A 16,316-nucleotide genomic window follows, 5' to 3' on the forward strand; every position below is an offset into this window, starting at 1 on the left:
CAGGAATACACACGATGACCACCCCCACTTCCAGCCTCGCCGTCGAAGCGGCCATTTTCGACTGGGCCGGCACCCTGGTCGACTTCGGCTCGCTGGCACCGACGCAGATTTTCGTCGAGGTGTTTGCCCAGTTCGACATCGACATCACGCTGGCCCAGGCGCGCGGCCCGATGGGGCTGTCCAAGTGGCAGCACATCCGGACCCTGCTGGCCGTGCCGGCCATCCAGCAGCAATGGCAGGCACGCTTCGGCCGCGCCTCGACCGACGAGGACGTCGACGCGATGTACCGTCGGTTCATGCCGTTGCAGCTCGCCAGGGTCGGCGACTACTCGCAACCGATTGACGGCGCACGCGACACGCTGGCCTGGCTGCGCGAATCCGGCATCAAGGTCGGCTCGTGCTCCGGCTACCCGCGCGAAGTGATGAACGTGCTGCTGCCGCAGTCCAACGCCGCCGGGATCTCGCCCGACTGCGTCGTCGCCGGCGACGACCTGCCCGCCGGCGGTCGCCCGGGCCCGTACATGGCGCTGGCCAACGTGCTGGGGCTGGCGATCGGCGATGTGCGCCGCTGCATCAAGATCGACGACACCGTGCCCGGCATCGAGGAAGGCCGCCGCGCCGGCATGTGGTGCGTCGGCGTGACGCTGTCGGGCAACGAGGTCGGCTACTCGCCGGACGAGCTGGCGCAGGCACATCCCGACGACATCAGCGCGCGCTGCGCGCACGCCGGCGCACGCCTGCGCGGCGCCGGTGCGCACTACATCGTCGAATCGGTGGCCGACCTGCGCGAGGTCGTCATCGATGTCGACCGCCGTATCAGGGCAGGCGAACACCCCTGATCCGTCCCGGGCACCACCGGTACGCCGGCTGCCGCCAAAGGCGGCCGGCGTGCCCTGCACTACGGCGGTGAACCGACACCGGCGGCGGCTCCGCACGCCCGGTGGGCGCGCACCGCTGCCGTTTCGTCGTTCTCTCACCCTCACCGGAGTCTGCAATGAAACAGCTTGCCCTCGCGCTCTGTACCGTTCTGGTCAGCACGCTCGCCAGTGCCGCCGCACTGGATTCGTTCGATTTCACCGCCAACGCCGCCATCTCCGGCTTCAACACCGAGCACCTGACCCAGGTCACGCCCGAGCAGTGCGCTTCATCCTGCCTCGCCACCTCGCGCGCCAACTGGTGCGTGTCGTTCGACTACTACAAGAACACCCAGGAGTGCGACCTGAGCAACAAGCGCGCGGCCGATGTCGGCGGGCTGAAGACCAACTACGCCGGCAACCCGTACGACCACTACGGCATCAAGGACGTGCTGCGCGCATTCACCTTCACCGCCAATGCCGCCATTGCCGGCTACAACACCGAGCGCCTGACCGGGGTCTCGCCCGCCGCCTGCGCCAGTGCCTGTCTGGACGGCAGCCGCAGCAACTGGTGTCGCTCGTTCGACTACAACAGGACGACGCAGGAATGCGACCTGAGCGACAAGCGCGCGCGGGACATCGGCGGCCTCAAGACCGATTACAGCGGCAATCCGTACGACCACTATTCATGGGCACCGGTCGACGGCGTGCCCAACCCGCTGCCGGGCAACCGGCACGTGCTGCTGATCGGCATCGACGGTCTGCGCGGTGACGCGATCGGCTGCAGCGGCTGCGTCGCCACGCCGGCGCTGAGCGCGCTGATCCAGGGCGGCGCGGTGCATCACAACCTGCTGGCCGGCGGCAGCCAGGCCACCGTCAGCGGCCCCGGCTGGGCGACCAATTTCACCGGTTTCTGGGCCGACCAGCACGGCGTGACGTCGAACGACATCACCCAGCCGTTGCTCAAGCCGCATGTGTTCGACCAGATCAAGCAGGGCTACCCGACGGCGACCACGGCCGTCGTCGCCGACTGGGCCAACCTCACTCACAACCTGCTGCCGAAGCAGGCCGACTACGTGGTGAGCAACGAAGCCAAGAACTCGCAGCAGGCCACCGATGCGGTGAAACGCTGGCTGGCGATGAGCAACGCCCCGACGGCGATCTTCTATTACCTGCACAACGTCGACATCCACGCCGCCAGCTACGATCCGCTCAACGCCAACTACCAGAGCAAGATCGCCGGCGAGGACGCACAGATCCAGCAGGTGCTGAACGCGCTGGCAGCCCGGCCGAATTACGCCAGCGAGGACTGGCTGATCGTCGTCGCCTCCGACCACGGCGGCATCAACAGCAGCCACGGCGGCCAGACCGCGCAGGAGCGCGACGCCATCCTGATCCTGAACAACACCTGGCAGAAGAGCGGCAAGACGCCGTACTGCAGCGGTGACCTGAGCGCGGTCACGCTGACGCAGGTCAACGGCGTCACGCCGCACGTGCTGGACTTCCTCGGTCTGCCCAATGTCACCGCCGGCCAGAAGTACGCCGGCTGCGGCCAGTAACCCCCTGCAGGCGCCGATGCGCGGCCGGGCTGGCCGCGACGCTTCGACTCAACGAAAAACGCGGCACCCGACCGCGTTTTCTCGTTCAACAGCATCGGTCAGCGCGCGGTGTAACCGCCGTCGACCGCCACGCTCTGGCCATTCAGGTAACGGACCTTGCCGCTGGCGAGGAAGATGATCGTCCGGGCAATCTCGTCGGCGTCGGCCGCGCGCGGATTCGGCAGCGACGCGAGCATGCCGGTCTGGACGGCCGCATCGTTGCCGGTGAAGCGCTCGAACATCTCGGTCCGCACCGGTCCCGGTGCGACGGCGTTGACGGTGACGCCGTGCGGCGCGGCTTCGAGTGCGGCACTCCTCGTCAGCCCCTCGACGGCGAACTTGCTCGCCACATAGACCGAGGCACCGGCCATGCCAACCTGGCCGGCGATCGACGACAGGTTGACGATGGCGCCGCTGCCCTGCGGCAACATCACCGCCAGCTCGTGCTTCATCGCCAGCAGCACGCCGAGCACATTGGTCCGGAACGTCGCCTCGTAGTTGTCGACGGTCTGCCCGGTCAGCGGGCCGGACGCTCCTTCGATCCCCGCATTGTTGACCGCGACGTCGAGCCGGCCGAAACGCGCAACGGCGCGCGCCACCAGCTGCTGCACGTCGGCCTCGTTGCGGACGTCCGCATGGACGTATTCGGCTTCGGCATCGAGCGCGTGCAGTTCGGCCACCAGCGCGGCGCCGGCCGCGTCGCGACGGCCGCTGACGATCAGCCGGGCACCTTCACGGGCAAAGGCGATGGCGGTGGCACGACCGATGCCGGTCAGTGCACCGGTGATCAGGACGACGGGCTTGTTCATGGTGTTGCTCCTCGGGGTCGGATGGTGATGCCGATCGTCACCCATTCCTTTCAAACCGATAAGCAGGCCGGATCGCCTATCATTCATTCCTGAACGGACTTGATGGACGATACCGATGGACCGGCTTCAGGCCATGCACACCTTCGTCCGCGTCGTCGAAACCGGCAGTTTTTCGGCCGTGGCGCGCGAACGGCACACCACGCAGAGCACCGTCAGCAAGCAGATCGCCGCGCTCGAACACGCGCTGGGCGTACGCCTGCTGAACCGCTCGACCCGGGCTCTGGCGCTGAGCGAGGCCGGCGCCCACTACTTTGAACAGGCACGGCGGCTCGTCGCCGAGGTGGACGACCTCGAAGCCGCGTTGCGGCAGGGAGAACAGCGCCTGGTCGGTCCGTTGCGCGTCGCCGCCGCCGTCGGCTTCGGCAGGCTGAAGCTGATGCCGCTGGTGCAGCGTTTTCTCGAAGCCCACCCCGACGTCTCGATCGACCTGCGCCTGCACGACGGCTTTGTCGATCTGGTCGAACAGGGCGTCGACGTCGCGGTCCGGATCGGCGAGCTCGGCGACAGCAGCCTGATCGCGCGGCGCATCGGCACCTCGTACCGGATGGCACTGGCCAGCCGCGGCTACCTCGCGTCGCTGCCGGCGGCGCCCCGCAGCCCGGCCGATCTGGCCCGGCACAACTGCCTCGTCTACACCGAACTCAGCGCCGGCAATGCCTGGCTGTTTACCGCCGGCGAAGGTGCCGGCGTTGCGGCCGGGACGACGCAGACCATCCGCGTGCGCGGCAACCTGCAGTCGAACAGCAGTGAGGTCATCCGCAGCGCGGTGCTGTCCGGCATGGGCATCGCCTACTCGCCGAGCTGGCTGTTCGACGCCGAAATGGCCAGCGGTGAGGTGGTCCGGCTGCTTCCCGGCTGGGTGGCGACCAGCCCGCCGATCCATCTGGTCTATCCGCGTGCCCGCGCACAGGCGGCCAGGGTCAGGGCCTTCAGCGATTTCGTCGCCGACGCGCTGCGGTCCGGGCCAGGTGGCAGCGCTCAGGCCGGCTGAGCCCTGGCGGCCAGATAGTCCGACTGGAACAGGCACATCCGCAGCACGTTGTGGTAACGGCCGTTGCTGAAGAACTCCTCGATCAGCTCGGCCTCGGTGCTGAAGCCGCATTTCTCGTAGATGTGGATCGCCGCCCTGTTCGACACGTCGACGACCAGGTACAGCTTGCGCAGGTTCAGCACCGAAAACGCATAGCGGATCGCCAGTTCGGTGGCGCGGGTGGCGTAACCGCGACCCTGCGCGCCCGGCGCGATGATGATCAGGAACTCGCCACGGCGGTGGATGTAGTCGAGCTCGATCAGCTCGACCAGGCCCACCGGTTCGTCCGCCGCATCGACCGCGACGAAACGGCGTTCGCGCTGGTCGTGCACGTGCTGCTCGTACAGCTGGGTCAGCTCGGCAAAGGTTTCGTACGGTTCCTCGAACCAGTAGCGCATCACCCCGGCGTCGTTGTTCAGCGCGTGGACGAAGCGCAGGTCGTCGCGCTCGAGCGGGCGCAATCGCAATGCATTCGGCATGGTCATCTCCTTCAGGCCGCCTTGACGGCAGGCGGTGCGGGCTCGGCGACCGGGAACACCCAGTCGTAAGCCCAGTTGAACACGAAGGCGTAGACCAAATAGAAAACGACAATGGCCAGATCCATCACCAGCGCCTGCCACAGGCTGATCTGCAGATAGAGCGCCATCGCCGGCAGCAGGATCAGCAACAGGCCGCCTTCGAACAGCAGCGCGTGCACGATGCGCAGCCGCAGCGTTTTGCGCGTCGTGCCGGCGTGGCGCAGCATCAGCCGGTCGAAACCGAGGTTGTAGATGTAGTTCCACACCGTGGCAACCAGCGCGCTGGCCACGCCGATCACGCCCATCTTGGCGGGCGGCAGATCGAACAGCAGGAAGCCGTAGGGAATCACCAGCAGCACACCAAACACCTCGAACATCAGGGCGTGGCGGATGCGGTCGGCGACGTTGCGCACAGTGGTCTCCTTCGTGAATGAAGGCCCCAGTCTATCCGCTGTGCAATATCGATCCAGTCAGGAACCATCGGTTATTCAGATGGATGACCTGCGACGCCGGATCTGGGTCTGTTTCAGTCGTCGTTGCGCTGAACGGGCGGCAAACGCAACAGCCGGGCATCGCCGACGCGCATCGTCGCCTGGTTCATCAGCCAGCGCGTCAGCGTCTCGCGCTTGTGGTTCAGTTCGTCGACGCCGAAGCCGGCCAGATCGGCCACCCGCGCGGCGGCGGCGATCACGACCTCGCCGTCGTGCGTCGGTGCACATGCGAGATGGCGGAAGCCGTCCTGCTCGGTCAGCCAGTAGACCTCGTCACCGTCGTCGACCAGCGCCAGCGTGCCGGGACGCTGCGCCGCCAGCTCGGTCGCGACCAGCTGGCAGACGGCGTGGAACCACTGCCACACCTGTTCGGTGTCGTCGTCGGCGCCGTAACGGGGAATGTCGGTGAAAAGCGGCAGGGAATGGGACACGTGCGGCACCGGTCGGCAAAAACGCATTGTGCCAGATGCCCGCAATGCGCCCACCAACACGAACGCCACCCGAAGGTGGCGTCGTGTTCAACGGATCAGGAGCTCAGAGAACCCGTGCGGCATTGATCCGGTAGTCGTACTGGCCGGTGCAGCTGGCCCCGGTGTACTGCTCGGTGCGGCTGTAGGTGCCGCCCAGTACGCCGGTTGCGAGGTTGAAGTCGAGCTGTTGCGAATACGACAGCGTGACATCGCCGCCCGCCGAGGTCCTGAACTTGTTCAGCGCCGTCACCCCCGGATAGGCGATCGGCAGCATGGCGGTCGCGTTGCCGTCCCAGACCCGGTACTGCGCCGACTTGCCGTCGCTGCCCGGCTTGACCAGCCAGTTGAAACCGATCGTGTAGCCGTTCACGCTGTAGTCGCATTGGCTGCCGGCCTGTGCCGTGGTCGTCGTGGTGCCGGTCTGGGTACCGAACCACACGTCATACGCACCGTAGCGCTGGCCCATCCGGCGGGCGCCGGCCAGGTCGTAGTTGCGGACGTCCTGATAGACCAGCGTACCCTTGTCATCGTTTTCCAGATCCGTCGTCGTCCGCTTGACCGCGCCGAGCTTGGGCACGTGCCACACGGTTTCGGTCCAGACCGTCGCGGCGGTCGTCTTGCCGTCGCCGTCCTTCTGGGTCATCGTCGCCTTGTATTCGGACTTGCACGCCTGGAAGCGGCCAATCAGCGTATCCACCGTTTCACGACCGGCAAACACGATTTCCTCGTCCAGCATTTCGGTCCGCGGCTTGTCGCTGTACCAGTTGCCGATCGACCTGCGTGTGAAGCTGTTCGCGGCAGGCGACTTGAGCTTCAGCTCGTAGGTCTGAGCAAAGCTCGATCCGCCTCCGGCCAGCGGCAGCTTCTGCAGCCAGTAGCCGGTGGCGACACCGTTCAGGTCGTACTGATCTTCGCGCCAGCCGAGTTTCTGCCGGCCATCAAGCGAGGTGTAAACATAGTTCTTGTAGCTGAACGGGAACTGCGTCTTCGATGCGCCGGGCGTGTACATCGTGGCATCTTCCTGCACGACGACCTCGTCGAACGTCTGCGTCACCTGCTGGCCATCGAGCGCCACCTGCTCGCCATTGCGGCCGAAATAGCTTTTCTGGATGCCGCCAAACCAGCCGGACTTGTAGTTTTGCGCACCGCTCCAGTCGACCTTCTTCTGGCCGTCCCAGGTATACACGGCGAGATCGCTGTCGTTCGTCGCCACCGTTTTCAGGTCGGCCGGCAGGTCGAGGCTGGCAATGCACTGGCCCAGCGTTTCGTTCGCCGTATCGATCTTGACCGTACCGGTCAGCGCCTTCACCAGCGCCACCGCCTGGTTGACGATGTTCGGCTCGATCAGGCGGGCCTTTTCCAGCATCTGGTCGTACGGATCGTTGCCGCCCGTCGCATCCAGTTTCGCGGTAATCAGGTTGCCGATGCTCCGGGCATCGAGCTTGAGCGTGTTGAGCAGATAATCGAGCACCGCGTTGTTGGCGGCGACGATGCCGTCCCTGGTCTTCGCGGCATCGAGCAACGCACCGCTGAAGGCAGCGAACGCGTCCTGCGGCAACTGCTTGCCCAGTTGCGCGACGATCAGCGTCGTCAGCGTCGTGAGGTTGGCGGTCGTTTCGCCCGGAATCGCGATCGAGTACAGCACGGCCTGGTTCGGCTGGCCGGAGGTGACGACGGTGCCGCCCTCGACCTTGAGGATGAACGGTGCGGCCAGCGCGCTGGTGTCGAAGCTGTATTCGCCCCTGGCGTTGGTCTGCGTCGTCAGCGTCTTGCCGTTGGCGTCCTTCAGCGTCACCGTCGCACCGGACAGCGCGCTGCCGGTTGCGGCGCTGCCGCTCAACTTGCCGGCATTGGCCACCGGGGTCGTGACCGGCGCCGTGGTCGACGAATCGCTTCCACCACCGCCCCCGCCGCAGGCGGTCAGGGCCAGCAGCGCGGCGGCAACCGCGCCCAGCTTCAATCTTGCACTCATTGTTCTCTCCCCTTTTTCAGGTCTGTTTTTTCAGGACTGCGATAGTACCGATGCCAGAAAAAATCAAGAAAAAAAACAGTTCTGCTTTCATGATTTTTTCAACAACTGCGGCAATCCATGCAAAAAAACCGGACAAAGCACCACCCGCCCCCGTTTGCCGGTGCGGCGGGCCGATGCACGAAACGGCAACTGTTATCATGGCGTTTTGCCCTGCCGTCCCAGCCATGCCCCGCATCCAGGTCCTGTCCGATACCCTCGTCAACCAGATCGCTGCCGGCGAGGTGGTCGAGCGGCCGGCGAACGCGCTGAAGGAATTGCTCGAAAACAGCATCGACGCCGGCTCGGTAAACCTGAACGTCGAGCTGATGGCGGGTGGTACCAAGCTGATCAAGGTGATCGACGACGGCATCGGCATCGGTCGCGACGATCTGGCGCTGGCCTTGCACCGGCACGCGACCAGCAAGATCCGCGATTTCGACGACCTGCAGCGCGTCGCGACGCTGGGTTTCCGCGGCGAAGGACTGGCGTCGATCGCCTCGGTGTCTCGACTGGTGCTCACCAGCCGCGAACGTGACGGTTCGCACGCGTGGCGGGTCGAGGCCGATCACGGCCGGCTGACCGAGCCCGAGCCGGCGGCGCTGTCGGTCGGCACGACGATCGAAGTCCACGACCTGTACTACCAGCTGCCCGCACGGCGCAAATTCCTCAAATCCGACTCGACCGAATACGCGCACTGCGCCGACATGGTGCAGCGGCTGGCGCTGGCCAATCCGGACAAGCAGTTCACGCTGACGCACAACGGCCGCGCCCAGCAGCGCTATCTGGCCGGCGATCTGGCCAAGCGCGCCGCGGCGATTCTCGGCGACGAATTTGCCGCCAGCGCGATCGCGATCGACGAAGCTGCCGGCCCGTTACGCATCCACGGGCTGACCGGCAGCCCGACGCTGGGCAAGGCCAGCCGCGATGCGCAGTATTTCTTCGTCAACGGCCGCTTCGTGCGCGACAAGGTGATCCAGCACGCGCTGCGCGAAGCCTACCGCGACGTGCTGCACCACGACCGCCACGCGGCCTACTGCCTGTTCCTCGACCTCGAACCCGAGGGCGTCGACGTCAACGTCCACCCGACCAAGATCGAGGTACGCTTCCGCGAGTCGCAGGCGGTGTACCGCTTCCTGCTGCATTCGCTGAAAAAGGCGCTCGCCGACACCAGGGCCGGCATGGTGCCGACCGATGCGGCGCCGGCCAACGTCGACCCCGAGACCGGCGAAGTGCTGATGCCGCCATCCGGCCAGTCGCCGGTACTGCGCCCGCAGACCTACGCCGACTTCGCCGCGCGCGGTGCCTACAGCCAGCAGCCCATGCCCTTGCCGATGGCGAACGAGCCGCTGGCGCTGTACGAGAAGATGTTCGGCGATCTGCGCACGAGCAATACGTCTCAATCCGCCGTCGGAATCGGTCGTGATCGCGAAGGCGAGCCGCAGACAGTACAACTCGTACGGCAAGGTGAGGCGACAAAGCGCATGGCCGATTACGACGGTGGAGTGCCGCCGCTGGGTTTCGCGCTGGCGCAATTGCACGGCGTCTACGTGCTGTCGCAGACCGCCGACGGGCTGATCGTCGTCGACATGCACGCGGCGCACGAACGCGTCGTCTACGAAAAGCTCAAGACCGCGCTCGATCTGGAAAGGCTGCCGACCCAGCCCTTGCTGATCCCGCACGTGTTCCCGGCCGACCGGCTCGACGTCGCCACGGTCGAAGACCACGGCGAAGCGCTGGCCCAGCTCGGCTTCGATCTGTCGGTGCAGTCGCCGACGCATCTTGCGATCCGCGGTGTGCCGCTGCTGCTCAAGGATGCCGACGCGGTCGAGCTGGCGAAGTCGGTACTCGCCGACATCCGTGAAGTCGGTGCCAGCCAGGTGCTGACCGGCCGGCGCAACGAGATCCTCGCGACCATGGCCTGCCACGGTTCGGTGCGCGCCAACCGGGCGCTGACGATTCCCGAGATGAACGCGCTGCTGCGCGAGATGGAAGTCACCGAGCGATCGGGCCAGTGCAACCACGGCCGGCCGACGTGGTTCCGGCTGACGATGAACGACCTCGACAAACTCTTCATGCGCGGCCAGTGATGACCAGCGTCATCGCGGTCAAGCTGTTCGCCGGCCCGGCGGTCATCGGGCTGGCCAGCCTTGCCGGCAAACGCTGGGGCCCGGCCGCCGCCGGCCTGCTCGGCGGCCTGCCACTGATCGCCGCGTGCGTGATCACCGCACTGTGGCTCGAACACGGTCAGGATTACGCCCTCGCCGCCGCCAGTGCCGCGCCGGCCGGACTCTGGGCCAACATCGTTTACATGCTGGCGCTCGGTTTTGCCAGCCGGCGCTTCGGCTGGCCGGGCATGCTCGCCTGCGGCTGGGTCGCCTATCTGGCAACCGCGCTCGCCCTGGCCTGGGGCGGACTCGCGCACAGCGTGCCGCTCGGCATTGCCGCACTTGCCGGGCTGCTGATCGCCGCCGGCGTTCTGCTGCCCAAACCGTCGGCGCCACCGCGTATCGTGCCGCTGCCGAAAGCCGAACTTGCTACCCGGATGATGGCGGCCTTCGTACTGGTCGCCGGTCTGACCGCGCTGACCTTGCCACTGGGACCGGCACTGACCGGCGTGCTGTCGGCCGGCCCGGTTGCCGCCACCGTGATCCCGGCATTCACGCTCGCCAATGCCGGCCGCGACGCCGTACTGGTGCAGCTGCGCGGCTTTCTCACCGGCCTCGTCGGCACCGGCGCCAGCTTCCTGTGCCTGGCACCGCTTGCCCGTCACCTGGGCGGCTGGGCCGCGTTGCCGGTCGCGGCCATCGCGCTCGGTGCCGGCTATGCCGCCAACCTGCTGATGCAAAGACTGCAACGATGACGCCTGCGATTTTCCTGATGGGCCCGACCGCGTCGGGCAAGACCGCCAGTGCGATCGCGCTGGTCGAGGCCGGGCTGCCGGTCGAGCTGATTTCGGTCGACTCGGCGCTGGTGTTCCGCGACATGGATGTCGGCACCGCCAAGCCGGACGCCGCCGAACTCGCCCGGGCCCCGCACCACCTGATCGACATCATCAGCCCCGAGCAGTCGTACTCGGCCGCGCAGTTCCGCAGCGATGCGCTGGCGCTGATGGCCGACATCTCGGCGCGCGGCAAGGTGCCGGTGCTGGTCGGCGGGACGATGATGTATTACAACGCGCTGCAGTACGGCCTGCACGACCTGCCGCAGGCCGACGCCGCGCTGCGCTTGCAGATCGAGGCCGACGCGCAGGAGATCGGCTGGCCCGGCATGCACGCGCGCCTCGCTAGCCTCGACCCGGTCACCGCCGCACGGCTGGCGCCGAACGATTCGCAGCGGATCGGCCGGGCGCTGGAAATCTGCATCCTCGCCGGCAAGCCGATGGCCGAACTGCTGGCCGCGCCGACTGCCGAGCCGTTGCCGTACGCACTGCACAAACTCGCACTGGTGCCGGGCGACCGCGCCTGGCTGCACGAACGGATCGCACTGCGCTTCGACCAGATGCTCAAGGGCGGGTTGCTCGACGAAGTGGCGATGCTGCGGCAGAAGTACGTGCTGTCGCTCGAGCTGCCGAGCATGCGCTGCGTCGGCTACCGCCAGGCGTGGGAACACCTCGACGGCGACTACGGCGCACAGGCACTGCGCGACAAGGGCATCGCCGCCACGCGCCAGCTCGCCAAACGCCAGCTGACCTGGCTGCGCGGCATGGACGACGTGACGACGATCGATTGCCAGCAGCCGGACCTCGCCGGAACCGTGTTGCGTCATATCGCCGAAAGGATCTGACACCGATGAGCGATCTCCCGCCCGCTTCCGCCCTCGGCGCCCACCTCGCCGATTACGAACAGACGCGGGACTGGGCGATCGCCTCGCTGTTCCGCTCGTTCGAAACCTTCAGCGAAGGCACGGTCATCGTCGATGCCGACACCCGCGTGGTGTGGATCAACGCCCGCTACGCCGACCGTTTCGGCTTCAAGGACCCGGCCGACGCGCTCGGCCGGCCGGTCGAAGAAGTGATCCCGTCGAGCCTGCTGCGCGAAGTCGTCCGCACCGGCAAGCCGATGCTGCTCGACCTGATGCCGACGCGAGGCGGTTCGCTCGTCGTCACCCGGCTGCCGCTGCGTGACGAGGCCGGTCTCATCGTCGGTGCGATCGGCTTCGCGCTGTACGACGAAGTCCGTTCGCTTTCGCCGCTGATTGCCAAGGTCGGCCGGCTGAACGACGAACTCGCCGCCGCGCGCGAATCGCTGGCGCAGGCGCGCCGGGCCAAGTATACGTTCGACAACTTCGTCGGCAGCGCACCGGCCAGCGAAGAGGTCAAGCGCCAGGCGCAGCGCGCGGCGACGATGGATTCGCCGGTGCTGCTGCTCGGCGAAACCGGTACCGGCAAGGAAGTGCTCGCGCACGCGATCCACAGCGCCTCGCGCCGCGCCAGCAAACCGCTGGTGACGCTGAACATGGCAGCCATCCCCGAAGCGCTGCTCGAGGCCGAACTATTCGGCGCGGCCGCCGGTGCGTACACCGGTGCCGACCGCAAGGGCCGGGTCGGCAAGTTCCAGCTCGCCGACGGCGGCACGCTCTTCCTCGACGAAATCGGCGACCTGCCGCTGGCACTGCAGGCCAAGCTGCTGCGCGTGCTGCAGGACAAGGAATTCGAAGCCCTTGGTTCGAACCAGGTCGTCCGTTCGGACGTGCGCATCATCGCCGCCACCTCGGCCCGGCTGTTGCAGCAGGTCGAGACCGGCGCCTTCCGTGCCGACCTCTTCTACCGGCTCAACGTGCTGTCGATCAGCCTGCCGCCGCTGCGCGAACGCAGCTCGGACATCGCCGCGCTGTGCGCAACGGTCTTCGCTGAACTCGCGGCGACCGAAGGCGGCGCGGTGCGCCGGATCGACGCCGGCGGCATCGCCCTGCTGCAGGGCTACGACTGGCCCGGCAACGTGCGCGAACTGCGCAACGTGCTCGAACGCGCGACCATGCTCAGTGACCACCCGGTGCTCGGCGCGGCCGAACTGCTGCCGCTGCTCCGGCCCGGCCTGCCGTCACCCCAACGGGCGAGCGCGCCGAACTACGCCGACGCCATGGCCGGTTTCGAAAAACAGCTGCTCGAGGATGCGCTGGCGGCGTGCAACGGGCGCGTCATCGACGCCGCGGCCCGGCTCGGCATCGGCCGCGCCACCTTCTACAAGAAGATGGTCCTGCACGGCCTGCGCGTTTCAGCGAACCAGGAAGGCAGGCTCCTGCAGGGGCCGTTGGGCTGAAGTACTGCAGCCCCCGGCGCGCCTGCGTCACGGGCTTTGAACCGGATGGCCGTGCGCCAATCCGCCCGGCATGAAGAACGGCGGCCTGCGCCGCCGTTCTTCATGCTGTCGGGTTCTTCATTTCCCGGATCTTGTAGTACTCAGCAATCGACATGTCCGTCTGCATGGTTCCGCCTGACATGGAAAAATGTCCGAACGAATCATGGATGTATGTCTCGAACATCTTCTCGACAACCGGGTTGACGCTGCCCCTCTTCGGATTCACGCCGGTCCGTCCTTCCGGTGTTCGCGCGGAGTACCGGAGAATGTGCCCGACCGTCAGAAGACCGTCCTTTTCATCCTTCGACTTGGCGTTCGCCCGCTTTGATGTCGCATCCTCCAGCGCCAGACCGGAATCGATCCACGCCCACATCTGTTTCATGTGCGCTTCGAAATGCTGCCTGACCGACCCGCTCGGTTTTGCAACCGCCATGTACTGGTTGAATGTCGTACTGGCATCTTCCGGCACCGAAAATGACGGCGCGTATTTTTCCTTCCAGCTGAAGTCTGCCTTCATTTCGCCGACGGACTTGAATTTCAGCCCCGCCGCCCTCGCCTCGTCGTGCATTTGCAGCAATGCGAGTCTGGCCAGGTGGTTTTTCCGGCCCTGCTCGATGAGCTTGTACCCCCCGCCGATATCCGCATGCATGCCCGGATAGACGATGGTCCGCTGGCCGCCATTGGTCAGCGTCAAGGGAAAGGCGTGCCGGAGCTCGTTTGCCGCAACGATATGCGTGCATTTTTCGACATACGCGGGAATGGTCGTTTTGATCAATTCCGGCATCTTGTTGTCCGCCGCCATCCCGACGGATTCGACCGTATCGAAGATCCCCAGGAATTTCACATTCAGCGGAATGCCGTCATAGCTCAGCTTCCCGCCCCTGCTCTGGACTTTGCTGTGCGCGGCAATCCAGTGCATGAACGCACGCGCTTCGGTAGCGCCCCGCGAAAATCCGAACGCGGTCAGGTTGATTTCATCCACCCGCCTTTTCAGCTGCCAGTTCTGAATGGCCACGTCAAAGTCGAACAGGGCCTTTTCAAGCCTCTCCGTAATGCCGTTTGCAAAGCCGAGCCCCAGGCTGCTGTTTCCGCTTTCCTTGTATCCGATATCCTCGACTTCAACAGGACCGACGCGTGGGTTGTGGATGGTCCTTTTCTCGTAACGCTGCGAAAATTCGAACGGCGTGCCCAGACCTTCATAGTAAAACGACGTAATACCGTTGGCCGGATCATTGGCGTGCGCGTCAAACAAGGCTGCCACGTTGGAATGACTGTTTGGAAAGTCGTTCCATTTGTTGTTGCCGGTTCCGTCGAAAAAGAAACTCAACCACAGCTTGACATGACAAGTGGGGCAGGCAGGCCCTGCACCTTTCTTTTTTCCGGCAATGGCTTGCGCACGCGCGACCATGTTTTCTACCGACCTGACTTTCGGCTTGATTGCATCCATGACTTCTCACCGTCCCGAAACAACAGGCCCGTTGTCCATGACATCGCTGAATGGCACTTCCTGTTTCAACTTGTACTTTTTCATCTGCCGCTCGATCAGGTCCCGGCGCGGAAAGGCATGAATAGGCGAAATTTCCGCAACCACCTCGTTTCTGGGCAGGAAGTGAAGCGTCAGATAACCGGGCATCGCCGGCCACGGATTCTGCTCGACCGGCGCCTTGATCAGAACCTGCTTCTTGCCCGCGTATTCAACAAGCAGATCCAGTTCCTTTGCACCGCTCTTGACACTCAAACAGCAAATGATGCCGGTCCCGGTCACGCCCCCCAGTTTCGTTCCGTCCAAACCGATCATGCCGCCTTCGCCATTGCCGGTTTTTACGGACATGATGTCCTCGCCGGAATAGTTGTACACCTGAAGCGACATGCGACTGAGCTTTGCCGACTCCGCCCCGCAGGCGGAAAGTGAAAGCGCGAACAAAATACCGACCATCTTCATCATGAAACAATTCCTCGTACCCGATTCAAGCATTGACGTCGAATCCGACTGCGCCTTCAAAAGACTCCCACTCTTCAGCAGTGACTTTTCCGACCTCGACGGAAAAACGCCTGCCGTCGCGTCGGACGGACTGCAAGATCCGGCTGAATGGTTTTACGTCCTCGAATCCCGCCGGGAGCTGCAGACCCAGAACGCAGAAGAGCGAAACATCATCGTCAAGATCGATGCCATGCGATCTGGCGACTTCGATTCTTGAACGAAGATCGGTGATGACCTGACACGGATCCTTGCCGAGCAGAATGGCCGAATCGACCTCGTCGACCTCGGCCTTTATCGAATACGGCAACAGCCGCTCGTTCAGCGCTTCGAATTGAGCCTTGGCCAGCACCAGCTCGCCACTCACCGGGTCGGTGTTTCTTGCAAAAACACCAAATCCACCACAGGCGCATGGCACCGCCCAGCTGGACGCATCGCCCAGCATGATCGCGATTTGCCTTGCGTTCAGCAGCCCGCCCAGTTCCCGCAGCACGATTGCATCCTGAAAACGGAACAGTGACCGCCCGCCGTCAGGCAGGACGATTTCCCGCAGTTTCAGCAAGTGCGCGTTCAGCGAGGGCAGGGAATCCCGCGCGAGCAGATAGCTGACGGCCTGTCGCGGCAGACCCAAAGACGTGCCCCCGATCAATTCCGGCACGTCGGCAACACGGATCAGGCGGGGGCCGAGACGTTTCCATTCGTCGCCTTCAAAATCGTCGTACAGCCCCGTCCAGACGCTGCCCTGGCAGATGTCGTCCAGACGCCTGTTTTCTTCATCGGTCGTGCACCTTGCGGTATCCACCATGAGATACAGCGACAGCGGTTTGTCGTCCGCCTCCTCCTGCCCCAGTGCCTTTGGAAGCCAGACACGGAAATCGTCATCCGAAGCCAGCTCGGTGAATTCGTTGGAATCTCTGATCATTTCATTTTCACAAAAGCGCTACCCTGCTTTGCGGCCGCAGCGGCGCAAGGAAGGTTCTTGTTGGTACTGGTCCACGACGGTAAGGAATATGTGAAGCTGGCAGGCCCGCTGAAGCTGTGATCCGCCCCCTTCACATCCACCTTCCCCGGGCAATGGATCTCGATGTTCCCGCCCTTGAGCCGGATGTAACCGCCGCCTGCCGTCAGCAGGATCTCTTCACCGGCGATCACCTGGATGTTCTGGTTCGCCGTCTGCTGGATGTCCTTGGCCGCATTGAT

General features: G+C 65.0%; 17 protein-coding genes. 7 read left to right on the forward strand and 10 right to left on the reverse strand.

The genetic code is table 11. The annotated features are described in order from the left end of the window. The first annotated feature begins 14 nt into the window (after positions 1–14). Together phnX and IE097_RS18845 are read left to right on the forward strand one after the other, a co-directional pair. Positions 15–839, forward strand: coding sequence for a phosphonoacetaldehyde hydrolase (gene phnX / locus IE097_RS18840; protein WP_189462440.1), 825 nt, complete (start codon positions 15–17; stop codon positions 837–839). A gap of 155 nt (positions 840–994) precedes the next feature. Continuing rightward, positions 995–2,413 carry a PAN domain-containing protein gene (locus IE097_RS18845; protein WP_189462441.1) on the forward strand — a complete coding sequence of 473 codons (1,419 nt, stop codon included), beginning with the start codon at positions 995–997 and terminating at the stop codon, positions 2,411–2,413. 98 nt (positions 2,414–2,511) lie between these two features. Here the strand turns inward: IE097_RS18845 and IE097_RS18850 are convergent, their stop codons facing one another. Continuing rightward, on the reverse strand, positions 2,512–3,261 hold the full coding sequence (locus IE097_RS18850) for an SDR family NAD(P)-dependent oxidoreductase (RefSeq protein WP_189462442.1): 750 nt from the start codon (positions 3,259–3,261) through the stop codon (positions 2,512–2,514). A gap of 115 nt (positions 3,262–3,376) precedes the next feature. On the opposite strand from IE097_RS18850, the gene IE097_RS18855 reads away from it, so the two are divergent. After that, positions 3,377–4,312 carry a LysR family transcriptional regulator gene (locus tag IE097_RS18855; RefSeq protein WP_189462443.1) on the forward strand — a complete coding sequence of 312 codons (936 nt, stop codon included), beginning with the start codon at positions 3,377–3,379 and terminating at the stop codon, positions 4,310–4,312. Here the strand turns inward: IE097_RS18855 and speG are convergent. From speG to IE097_RS18880, 5 genes are all read right to left on the reverse strand, one after another. Beyond that, on the reverse strand, positions 4,300–4,830 hold the full coding sequence (speG, locus tag IE097_RS18860) for a spermidine N1-acetyltransferase (RefSeq protein ID WP_229797669.1): 531 nt from the start codon (positions 4,828–4,830) through the stop codon (positions 4,300–4,302). The two genes, IE097_RS18855 and speG, sit on opposite strands and share 13 nt — an antisense overlap. Positions 4,831–4,841: 11 nt before the next feature. Then, positions 4,842–5,282, reverse strand: coding sequence for a PACE efflux transporter (locus IE097_RS18865; protein WP_189462445.1), 441 nt, complete (start codon positions 5,280–5,282; stop codon positions 4,842–4,844). 113 nt (positions 5,283–5,395) lie between these two features. Beyond that, a complete protein-coding gene (locus IE097_RS18870; RefSeq protein ID WP_189462446.1) occupies positions 5,396–5,791 on the reverse strand; it encodes a hypothetical protein in 396 nt (131 codons plus the stop codon). Positions 5,792–5,894: 103 nt separating this feature from the next. Next, positions 5,895–7,802, reverse strand: a complete 1,908-nt coding sequence (locus IE097_RS18875) for a hypothetical protein (protein WP_189462447.1) — start codon at positions 7,800–7,802, stop codon at positions 5,895–5,897. 16 nt (positions 7,803–7,818) lie between these two features. Further along, entirely contained in the window at positions 7,819–8,028 is a 210-nt protein-coding gene (locus IE097_RS18880) for a hypothetical protein (RefSeq protein ID WP_189462448.1), read from the reverse strand. On the opposite strand from IE097_RS18880, the gene mutL reads away from it, so the two are divergent. From mutL to IE097_RS18900, 4 genes are read left to right on the forward strand one after another with little or no spacing between them, the layout of a single operon-like run. Further along, complete coding sequence (mutL, locus tag IE097_RS18885) at positions 8,027–9,928, forward strand: DNA mismatch repair endonuclease MutL (RefSeq protein WP_189462449.1); 1,902 nt, start codon at positions 8,027–8,029, stop codon at positions 9,926–9,928. The two genes, IE097_RS18880 and mutL, sit on opposite strands and share 2 nt — an antisense overlap. Beyond that, on the forward strand, positions 9,928–10,701 hold the full coding sequence (locus IE097_RS18890; RefSeq protein WP_189462450.1) for a hypothetical protein: 774 nt from the start codon (positions 9,928–9,930) through the stop codon (positions 10,699–10,701). Before mutL ends, IE097_RS18890 begins: the two co-directional genes overlap by 1 nt. Then, complete coding sequence (gene miaA, locus IE097_RS18895) at positions 10,698–11,624, forward strand: tRNA (adenosine(37)-N6)-dimethylallyltransferase MiaA (RefSeq protein WP_189462451.1); 927 nt, start codon at positions 10,698–10,700, stop codon at positions 11,622–11,624. The genes IE097_RS18890 and miaA overlap by 4 nt, the downstream gene beginning before the upstream one ends. Positions 11,625–11,629: 5 nt before the next feature. Further along, entirely contained in the window at positions 11,630–13,099 is a 1,470-nt protein-coding gene (locus IE097_RS18900; protein WP_189462452.1) for a sigma-54 interaction domain-containing protein, read from the forward strand. 100 nt (positions 13,100–13,199) lie between these two features. Here IE097_RS18900 and IE097_RS18905 read toward each other — a convergent pair whose 3' ends face one another. The 4 genes from IE097_RS18905 to IE097_RS18920 form a co-directional block, all read right to left on the reverse strand. Further along, positions 13,200–14,585, reverse strand: coding sequence for a T6SS phospholipase effector Tle1-like catalytic domain-containing protein (locus tag IE097_RS18905; RefSeq protein ID WP_189462453.1), 1,386 nt, complete (start codon positions 14,583–14,585; stop codon positions 13,200–13,202). Positions 14,586–14,591: 6 nt separating this feature from the next. Then, a complete protein-coding gene (locus tag IE097_RS18910; RefSeq protein ID WP_189462454.1) occupies positions 14,592–15,083 on the reverse strand; it encodes a hypothetical protein in 492 nt (163 codons plus the stop codon). 22 nt (positions 15,084–15,105) lie between these two features. Next, positions 15,106–16,038 carry a DUF4123 domain-containing protein gene (locus IE097_RS18915; RefSeq protein WP_189462455.1) on the reverse strand — a complete coding sequence of 311 codons (933 nt, stop codon included), beginning with the start codon at positions 16,036–16,038 and terminating at the stop codon, positions 15,106–15,108. Further along, on the reverse strand, positions 16,035–16,316 hold a 282-nt coding region (locus IE097_RS18920; protein ID WP_189462456.1), incomplete at its 5' end, for a DUF2345 domain-containing protein. The genes IE097_RS18920 and IE097_RS18915, both read right to left, overlap by 4 nt.

Origin of the sequence: Jeongeupia chitinilytica, assembly GCF_014652315.1 — a bacterium.
Taxonomy (GTDB): Bacteria; Pseudomonadota; Gammaproteobacteria; order Burkholderiales; family Chitinibacteraceae; genus Jeongeupia; species Jeongeupia chitinilytica.

Excerpts from the sequence above, each read along its gene's own strand:
- IE097_RS18890 (WP_189462450.1), top strand. The coding sequence starts at position 9,928 with ATGACCAGCGTCATCGCGGTCAAGCTGTTCGCCGGCCCGGCGGTCATC.
- IE097_RS18905 (WP_189462453.1), bottom strand. The coding sequence starts at position 14,585 with ATGGATGCAATCAAGCCGAAAGTCAGGTCGGTAGAAAACATGGTCGCG.
- IE097_RS18915 (WP_189462455.1), bottom strand. The coding sequence starts at position 16,038 with ATGATCAGAGATTCCAACGAATTCACCGAGCTGGCTTCGGATGACGAT.
- IE097_RS18900 (WP_189462452.1), top strand. The coding sequence starts at position 11,630 with ATGAGCGATCTCCCGCCCGCTTCCGCCCTCGGCGCCCACCTCGCCGAT.
- IE097_RS18880 (WP_189462448.1), bottom strand. The coding sequence starts at position 8,028 with ATGGCTGGGACGGCAGGGCAAAACGCCATGATAACAGTTGCCGTTTCG.
- IE097_RS18875 (WP_189462447.1), bottom strand. The coding sequence starts at position 7,802 with ATGAGTGCAAGATTGAAGCTGGGCGCGGTTGCCGCCGCGCTGCTGGCC.
- IE097_RS18855 (WP_189462443.1), top strand. The coding sequence starts at position 3,377 with ATGGACCGGCTTCAGGCCATGCACACCTTCGTCCGCGTCGTCGAAACC.
- speG (WP_229797669.1), bottom strand. The coding sequence starts at position 4,830 with ATGCCGAATGCATTGCGATTGCGCCCGCTCGAGCGCGACGACCTGCGC.
- phnX (WP_189462440.1), top strand. The coding sequence starts at position 15 with ATGACCACCCCCACTTCCAGCCTCGCCGTCGAAGCGGCCATTTTCGAC.
- IE097_RS18845 (WP_189462441.1), top strand. The coding sequence starts at position 995 with ATGAAACAGCTTGCCCTCGCGCTCTGTACCGTTCTGGTCAGCACGCTC.
- IE097_RS18850 (WP_189462442.1), bottom strand. The coding sequence starts at position 3,261 with ATGAACAAGCCCGTCGTCCTGATCACCGGTGCACTGACCGGCATCGGT.
- IE097_RS18910 (WP_189462454.1), bottom strand. The coding sequence starts at position 15,083 with ATGATGAAGATGGTCGGTATTTTGTTCGCGCTTTCACTTTCCGCCTGC.
- miaA (WP_189462451.1), top strand. The coding sequence starts at position 10,698 with ATGACGCCTGCGATTTTCCTGATGGGCCCGACCGCGTCGGGCAAGACC.
- mutL (WP_189462449.1), top strand. The coding sequence starts at position 8,027 with ATGCCCCGCATCCAGGTCCTGTCCGATACCCTCGTCAACCAGATCGCT.